We start from the raw sequence: 8,245 nt of genomic DNA, 5'->3' as shown, positions 1-8,245 counted from the left end.
GTGCGGAATTTAATTCCGCCTTTCCAGCCTGTGCGCACAGCCTGGAAAGGCTGTGCCACTTAAAAGCAAAAACCTGTAAAACTTAACTCGCTGACGGATTTTTCTCTTTTTCAGCAACCTGCTAGAGCTAAGGGTTGGAATAACCTCTTTTTCACCGCAGAGGACGCAAAGTACGCAGAGAACCCCTTAGCTAGGGGAATTTGAGGCTGTCTATTCTGGGGGCCGTCGAGGGTTAAATTCAGGGAAGACAGTTTCACAACTCTTTGAATTTTATCTACGTTACATCCATTTTCTGCAAAAGGGCGACGGCGTAGGCGGCCATGCCCTCTTCCCGACCGACAAAGCCTAAGGTCTCAGTGGTCGTGGCCTTGACGTTGACCTGCTCCGGGTCGATGCCCAAGCTGTCTGCGATATTCTTTTTCATTGCTTGAATATAGGGCGCGATTTTAGGTTTTTGCGCCGCGATGACGGAATCGATGTTGGAAATGGCGAACCCGCGTTCTTCGCACATCTCACCGACTTTTTTAAGCAGAAGCAGACTGGATACGCCCTTCCACTCAGGGTCGGTGTCGGGAAAATACTTTCCGATATCGCCGCAGCCGAGTGCGCCCAGCAGTGCATCGCAAATCGCGTGCAACAACGCATCGGCATCGGAATGCCCATCCAGGCCAAGCGTGTGCGGAATCTCCACCCCGCCCAGGATCAGTTTTCTGCCTGTCACCAGGCGGTGCACGTCGTAACCGTTACCGATTCTAAACATAGACACCCGCACCACGGGAGGGAAACTGGGGCTGACGATCGCTTTGCTCACGAACCCCGGAAATTCTCCATCTGTAAGTTAACTGTGATTTCAAACAGCCCCCTTGTCACTCCGCTGGCTAATGCGCGACGGTGATCAATTTTTTAGTCTCTTCCCGGGCCCAGCGATCCGCCTCCAGAACATCTTCCAGTTGATTCACCGTCCGGCTCTTGTGATTGCCCATGGTCATGCGAATCATTTCCGAAATTTCTTTAAAGGAGATTTGTTCATCAAGAAATGCCTGCACCGCGATTTCGTTGGCGGCGTTGAGAACGGCGGGCATGGTCTGTCCGGCATCAAGCGCATCGATGGCCAGTTTCAGGCAGGGAAATTTTTCGTAATCGGGCACCTCAAACGTGAGCGTAGCTAATTTCGCCAGATCGAGTGACGGCAACTGGCAGTCCAGCCGGTCGGGAAAAGACAGGGCGTAGGCGATGGGAACCCGCATGTCTGGAATGCCCATCTGGGCCATGATCGAGGTATCGGCGAATTCGACCATCGAATGAATGATGCTTTGCGCATGGATGATGACATCCACCTCGACATCCAGCCCGAACAGCCATTTGGCTTCGATATATTCCAGGCCCTTGTTCATCATGGTCGCCGAATCAATGGTGATTTTGTTGCCCATCGACCAGTTCGGGTGATTGAGCGCCTGCTCCACCGTCACATGTTCCATCTGCTCGCGGGTGAACGTCCGAAACGGCCCGCCGGATGCGGTGAGAATGATCTTTTTGATCTGCTCTTTTTTTTCTCCATTCAAGGCCTGGAAAATGGCGCTGTGCTCACTGTCGATGGGAATGATGGAAACTTTATCTTTGGCGGCTTTTAAAACCAGTTCGCCGGCCACCACCAGAGTCTCCTTGTTGGCCAGGGCCAGATTTTTTCCCGCTTCGATGGCGGAAAGAGCTGGAACCAGACCAGCGCTTCCAACCATCCCCGAAACCACCAGATCAGAGTCCGGATAGGTTGCGGCTTTTATCGACGCCTCCTCACCTGTGAAAATCTCCACATCCAGACCGGCGAGCTTTTCTCTCAGCAACTTTTCTTTGGACGCATCAAAAAGGGCCACGACCTGGGGCTTGAAATTTCGCACCTGCTCGGCCAACAAATCCACATTGCTCCCCGCTGAAAGACAGCAGACTTCAAAACGCTCCGGGTTGCGTGCGATCACATCCAGAGTGTTGACGCCAATCGACCCGGTGGACCCCAATAGGGATATTTTTTTCATAGTTTTTTTTGAATGAGAAGTGATCCGGGTATCAGCCTTAAAAAATGTCTGTTGAGCACCACGAAACCCGGCAGAGAAGGGATCTCTTAGAAAACCAGTCGATAATAAAGATAAAATGCCGGGCCTGCAAACAACAAACTGTCAATGCGATCCAAAACGCCGCCATGCCCCGGCATCAACTTGCCGGAATCCTTGACTCCGGTGTAGCGTTTTAATATCGACTCGGCTAAATCCCCGAGTTGTCCGATAATACCGCAAATAACCGCCGCAAGCAAACAGTGCACTACAGACACCCCTGACAAAAAAGTTAACTTGGCTATGATGCCGCCTGCGAAACTGCCCGCCAGACCAAACAACGCGCCTTCAATTGTTTTTCCAGGGCTGATTTCAGGTGCCAGGAGCCGGTGGCCGAATTTTCGGCCTCCATAATACGCGGCGCTGTCTCCGAGCCAGGTGATCAGGAACAAAAATACGATCCAGTGCTTGCCGTCTTCAAGGCCTTGAATCAAGATGAAATAGCCTGAAAGCCCCGCAACATACAGGATTCCCAGAAGTGTGTACGCGATTTGATCCACAGCGACTTTGATATTTTTATCCTTGATTCCCCAGGCAATGAACAGGGCGAGAAAACTGATGACTCCCCATTCCAGAAGATAGCGGCCTTCCTGTTTGAAGCTGAGGAGCAGAAGAAGACTCAACAGGGCGGCGACCACCGGATACCCTTCGACCCCGACCCGGTCGGTCATGGAAAAAAATTCATGGATCCCTGTCAACACAACCCCTGCAATCAGGGCAAAAAAGAGCCACCCCGATCCGTAGAGAACAATGCCCAAAACAATGGGAATCGCGAGGACTCCGCTTATTACACGCGTCAAGAGCCAACCCTCATAATAATCCCGAAAAATAAAATGGCCGGAAGTGAGCCAGAAGAAGTTTCTACGTTTCCCCATTCAGCGGTGAAGCCAAAGGATTCCTTTGTCATTGTAACCTTAGGGTAAATTGAAGAACAGGAATCATTTTCAGATAAAAACCGTCAGGCTTTAACGATTTGCTCCTGGGTCAGGCCGAACCTTCTTTCCCGTTTTTGAAAGTCGATAAGCGCCTTGAGCAAATCGTCTTCGGAAAAGTCCGGCCACAACACCGGCGTGTAGTGAAGTTCTGTATACGCAATCTGGTACAAAAGAAAATTGCTGACCCTGAGCTCTCCGCTGGTACGGATCAGCAAGTCGGGGTCGGGAAGCGGATGGGAAGATAGAAAGCTTGCAAACAAGGGGGAATCTATTTCCTCAATACTCAGGCACCCCGATTTCACTTTTTCAGCAATTTTCTTAACCGCATCAAGAATTTCCTGCCGCCCGCCGTAGCTTAAAGCCAGGCTCAGCACCATTCCGTCATTTTCTCTGGTAACTTCCTCGGCGTTGCGGACGATCTTTTGAATCTCATCAGGAAGGTCTTCTATCCGTCCGATGGTATTGAAGCGGATATTTTCCTTTTGCATCCGCATGAGCTCTTTCTTTAGAAAATAATCCAGAATTTTCATGAGAGCGTTGATTTCTACAGGCGGCCGATTCCAGTTTTCATCCGAAAAGGCATACAAGGTGAGAGCTTCGATATTCAGGTTGCGGCATTGGCTGACAACACGATCCACCGCCTTGACACCTTCCCGGTGACCCTCGATGCGGGGCCGGAAATTTTTCTTAGCCCAGCGCCCGTTCCCATCCATGATGATGGCAACGTGACGTGGCAAGCGACTGTCATCAATCTGTGCCTGTAATTTTGGATCAACCAAGGAAACCTCTCCTAAAAATTCGCCGAAGGGGGAAGGAAGTACGGGTTTCAGGAATTTCTGCAATGGAAGTTGACTGGAAACAAGTCAGGAGGGGCTCAAACTTCCAGTATATCCTTTTCCTTTTCCTGTGCTTTTTTATCCACCAGCTTGATCTGTTCGTCAGTGATCTTCTGCATTTTATCTATGAGTTTGTGGCCGTCATCTTCAGAAATTTCGTGGCTTTTCTCACTGGCCTTGACCTTGTCATTAAACTCACGGCGAATGTTTCTAATCGCCACCCGGCCTTCTTCCGCACACTTTTTAACGACCTTTGCCAACTGTTGACGCCTCTCCTGGGTAAGAGGAGGGATTTTCAGTCGGATCTGTTTACCGTCATTATTCGGGGTGATCCCCAAATCAGATGCCTGTAGCGCCTTATCGATATCCTTAAGAATGGAGGCGTCCCAGGGTTGTACCGTGATGGTACTGCTGTCCGGAACTCCGAGAGCCGCCACCTGACTCAATGGCGTCGGGGTTCCATAATAATCCACCTTAATGCCTTCCAAAATCGCCAGAGAAGCCTGCCCGGTCCTGATCTTGCCCAGTTCGGCACACAAATGCTCCAAAGAATAACCCATTTTATCCTGGCATTCGTTTAGAAAATTTTCCATACCATCACACTCCCACCGTGGTGCCGATTTCTTCACCCAGCAATACACGCTTGATACCGTTTTTTTGCCGGACATTGAAAACAATCATCGGCAGTTTATTGTCCATACAGAGTGAAACCGAAGTCGAGTCCATCACTTTCAATCCCTTTTGCAAAACTTCAAGATAAGAAACTCTCGTGTACTTCGTGGCGTTTTCGTTTTTCATCGGGTCCTCGGAGTAAATCCCGTCCACTTTGGTGGCCTTGAAAATCACTTCCGCACCGATTTCCATCGCCCTCAGGGAAGCGGCTGTGTCGGTGGTGAAATAAGGATTCCCCGTCCCCCCGGCGAAAATAATCACCCGTCCTTTTTCCAAATGGCGGATCGCCCGGCGCCGCACATAAGGCTCCGCCAGCTGATGAATTTCGATAGCGGTCTGCACGCGGGTGTCTATTCCCTGTGCCTCGAGAGCGTGTTGCAAGGCCAGGCTGTTGATCACCGTCGCCAGCATTCCCATATAATCGGCGGTCGCGCGTTCCATCCCCAGACTGCTGGCGGTGGCGCCACGGAAAATATTACCACCGCCTATGACGATGGCAATCTCCACTCCCAACTTCCGGGCTTCATCAATCTCTACCGCGATATTAGAGATGGCTTTCTGGTCAATGCCAAACCCGCCATCCTCAGCCGCCAAACATTCCCCGCCCAATTTCAGAAGAACTCTCTTGTAAATCGATTGACTCATAAATTAATTGAACCTTAGGTTTTATTTGGAAATTTCAAATCGGGAAAATTTTCCAACGGTAATATTTTCTCCGAAAATTGCGATTCTCTGCTTGATCATTTCTCCGACGGTGAGACTGGTCTCTTTGATATAAGGCTGATCCAAAAGACAATTTTCCTCATAAAACTTTTCCATCTTGCCTTCAACAATCTTATCGATAATATTTTCAGGCTTGCCAGACTCTTTGGCCTGATGAGCAAATATCTCGCGCTCCTTATCCAGATCTTCCTGAGTCACTTCGTCCCTGGATGCGTATCTGGATTTTGAAGCGGCAATATGCATGCAGATATCTCTCAGCAGTCCCTGAAAGTCTTCGGTGTTGGCGACAAAATCCGTTTCACAATGCAGTTGCAACATGACGCCTATTTTGTTTCCGGGGTGAATATAGCTACCGATTGCCCCGTCGCCGGCTTCCCGTCCCATTACCTTGCCTGCCTTGGCCAATCCTTTTTTCCTGAGCACAGTAACGGCCTCTTCAATATCGCCATCAGCTTCTTTCAGAGCGCCCTTGCATTCCATGATACCCGCGCCTGATTTCGCGCGTAATTCCTTTACCATCATCGCGGTGATTTCCATCCGTACTTAACTCCTCATGACTCAAATTGGTTTATTTATTTTTTTCGCAACAGCGCCGTTCAAACAACTACAAAGTATGCGCTCATCTCTGCCCGGAAAGGCACCCAAAACAACATTAAAGAGCCTTGGATGAATTCCGGCTTCGAGAGAATATTAATTGTATCGGAACGGTTTACCGAATCGAACCCAAGCGTCCGTATCCACGATCGAACAGGTCGGGGTCAGCCCTCTTTATTTTGCTTCGCCACCAGCCTTCGAGGCAGACCTTTTTCGCTTGGTATCTGTAAACTCCGCCGCCATCGGTACAACAGGAGTTTCTTGATCATCCTTCTGTCGCGCTTTTTTTATTTCCTGTTCTTCCAGCAACACATCTGCGATCCGCTGAGTGAACAATTTGATGGAGCGGATGGCGTCATCATTTCCGGGGATGGGTAAATCAACACCGTAGGGGTCACAATTGGTGTCCACCAGAGCAATGGTTTTAATTCCCAGCTTATTGGCTTCCGACAAGGCAATTCTTTCCTTGCGCGTATCGATAATAAACAGAGCATCGGGAAGTTGCTTCATGGTTTTGATGCCACGGAAAAATTTATTGAGCTTCTCAATTTCCTTGTGTTTATTCAACGCTTCTTTCTTATGCAACCGGTCGAATTCGTTTTCTTCCTCCATCCGTTCCAGTTCACGCAACCGCTCGACGCTTTTTCGTATGGTCAAGAAATTTGTCATCGTGCCGCCCAACCATCGCTGGTTGATATAGAACATCCCGCATCGGGTAGCTTCCTCGGCGATGAGTTCCTGCGCCTGTTTTTTGGTCGCTACAAATAAAATCGTTTTACCCGCTCGAGCTAATTCCCGGACATACTGTTCAGCTTCCTGAAATTTTTTCAGCGTTTGCTGAAGATCGACAATATGGATTCCGTTTCGGGTTCCATAAATGAATTTCTTCATCTTGGGGTTCCATCGGGTCGTTTGATGACCAAAATGCACCCCCGCCTGCAACAGACTTTTCATTGTTACTTCTGACATTGACAACTCCTTTTCATGGTTGGGCCACCATCGCCATCTTTTCAAACCAGGAACCTAAAGGCCACCTCTGGCTCGATCCGGCAACGTGCGAAATAAAGGGAATCTCTAAGAATTGATATTCTTTGGCGTTTGCAATCACCAACCCCGCTTAATTAAAGGGTTGGCTCATAGTCCAAGCCATTTTTTTCGAGACGCCCTCAAGGTTTTAATGGAATATCTACCTATGGTCGGCTAGGTTAGCACACTGTTTTTTACGTGACAAGAAATAAACCAGACGGGCTTATCTGCCCAGATTGATGCCGATCGATTCTGCGCACTGGATCAATTGCGAAGTGGGGGGGACTTTGCGCACGATCCCGGCCAGTGACTGCAAGGGGACCAGAGAAATTTCCGGGGTTTTCAGAGCCACCATATTGCCGAGTTTTCCCTCTGCCGCCGCCTGAACCGCATAAGCGCCTAAGCGAGTGCCAAGCACCCGGTCAAAGCTGTTCGGAGTTCCTCCTCTCTGGGTATGCCCTAAAACCGTGCAACGGACTTCGAGATCGATCTCCTGACCGAGTCTCTCGGCCAGATGGTTGCCCACGCCGCCATAATGCACCACGCCCTGCAACCTGTCGGAAGCGCTCTCCAGGATAATTTCCTGCCCCCCGACTTCTTTCGCCCCTTCGGCCACGACGATGATGCTGAAAGGATTGCCCTCGGCCTCACGCTGCCGGATCTTCTCTAAAACTTTTCCGGGTTTATAGGGAATTTCAGGAATGAGGATGATGTGAGCGCCACCGGCAATTCCAGACTCCAGGGCAATCCAGCCGGCGCTCCGGCCCATCACTTCCAGAATCATCACCCGTTGATGGCTTTTGCCTGTGGTTTGCAGACGATCCAGAGCATCGCAGGCCACCTGAACTGCGGTTTGAAACCCAAAAGTGTAATCGGTGCCTTCCAGGTCGTTGTCTATGGTCTTCGGGATTCCGATGACAGGAAGCCCCATTGCAAATAGCTTGCAGGCCATTTGCAGGGTGCCGTCGCCCCCGACCACAAACAGGCAGTCCAGTTCCAACCGCTTGAAATTGTCCACGGCTTGTTGCGAGTGATCCTGCTCCTGAATCTCGCCATGTTCATCATATTCCCGGTATGAAAACGGATTGCCTTTATTGGTGGTTCCTAAAATAGTACCACCAAGGGTGAGGATGTCGCGGGTGGCGTCGAGGGTCAGTTCCTGGTTCCAATCAAAAACCAAGCCATCGAACCCCCTTTCGATGCCGATGACTTGTGCCTGATGCTGGAGGATCGCGGCCTGGGTCACGCTGCGTATCACTGCGTTCAACCCTGAGCAGTCTCCGCCGCCGGTCAATATGCCAACGCGTTTGAGTGTCATTGATTATCGGTTATCTGAAGTGAGGAAGCGGATTCC

The 8,245-nt window shown here is 50.1% G+C and carries 9 protein-coding genes; all 9 read right to left on the bottom strand.

What is annotated here, in order from left to right; genetic code table 11:
• Window positions 1-274: 274 nt before the first annotated feature.
• Window positions 275-760: a 2-C-methyl-D-erythritol 2,4-cyclodiphosphate synthase gene (ispF, locus tag O3C58_06580; protein MDA0691524.1), complete on the bottom strand. Its 486-nt coding sequence runs from the start codon at window positions 758-760 to the stop codon at window positions 275-277.
• A 118-nt stretch (window positions 761-878) separates the two neighbouring features.
• Entirely contained in the window at window positions 879-2,030 is a 1,152-nt protein-coding gene (locus O3C58_06575; GenBank protein ID MDA0691523.1) for a 1-deoxy-D-xylulose-5-phosphate reductoisomerase, read from the bottom strand.
• Window positions 2,031-2,116: 86 nt separating this feature from the next.
• Window positions 2,117-2,905 (bottom strand): phosphatidate cytidylyltransferase, encoded by a 789-nt coding sequence (locus O3C58_06570; GenBank protein ID MDA0691522.1) that lies wholly within the window; start codon window positions 2,903-2,905, stop codon window positions 2,117-2,119.
• Window positions 2,906-3,063: 158 nt separating this feature from the next.
• A complete protein-coding gene (locus O3C58_06565) occupies window positions 3,064-3,819 on the bottom strand; it encodes an isoprenyl transferase (GenBank protein MDA0691521.1) in 756 nt (251 codons plus the stop codon).
• Window positions 3,820-3,914: 95 nt separating this feature from the next.
• Window positions 3,915-4,469, bottom strand: a complete 555-nt coding sequence (frr, locus tag O3C58_06560) for a ribosome recycling factor (GenBank protein ID MDA0691520.1) — start codon at window positions 4,467-4,469, stop codon at window positions 3,915-3,917.
• Between the two features lie 4 nt (window positions 4,470-4,473).
• Window positions 4,474-5,193, bottom strand: a complete 720-nt coding sequence (gene pyrH / locus O3C58_06555; protein MDA0691519.1) for a UMP kinase — start codon at window positions 5,191-5,193, stop codon at window positions 4,474-4,476.
• 21 nt (window positions 5,194-5,214) lie between these two features.
• Entirely contained in the window at window positions 5,215-5,808 is a 594-nt protein-coding gene (locus O3C58_06550) for a translation elongation factor Ts (GenBank protein MDA0691518.1), read from the bottom strand.
• A gap of 231 nt (window positions 5,809-6,039) precedes the next feature.
• Window positions 6,040-6,834 carry a 30S ribosomal protein S2 gene (gene rpsB, locus O3C58_06545; GenBank protein ID MDA0691517.1) on the bottom strand — a complete coding sequence of 265 codons (795 nt, stop codon included), beginning with the start codon at window positions 6,832-6,834 and terminating at the stop codon, window positions 6,040-6,042.
• Between the two features lie 280 nt (window positions 6,835-7,114).
• Window positions 7,115-8,209, bottom strand: a complete 1,095-nt coding sequence (locus tag O3C58_06540) for an ATP-dependent 6-phosphofructokinase (GenBank protein ID MDA0691516.1) — start codon at window positions 8,207-8,209, stop codon at window positions 7,115-7,117.
• Window positions 8,210-8,245 lie beyond the last annotated feature (36 nt).

This window comes from Nitrospinota bacterium, from assembly GCA_027619975.1.
GTDB lineage: Bacteria > Nitrospinota > Nitrospinia > Nitrospinales > VA-1 > JADFGI01.
This window is presented reverse-complemented; position numbering and strand designations above follow the sequence as displayed.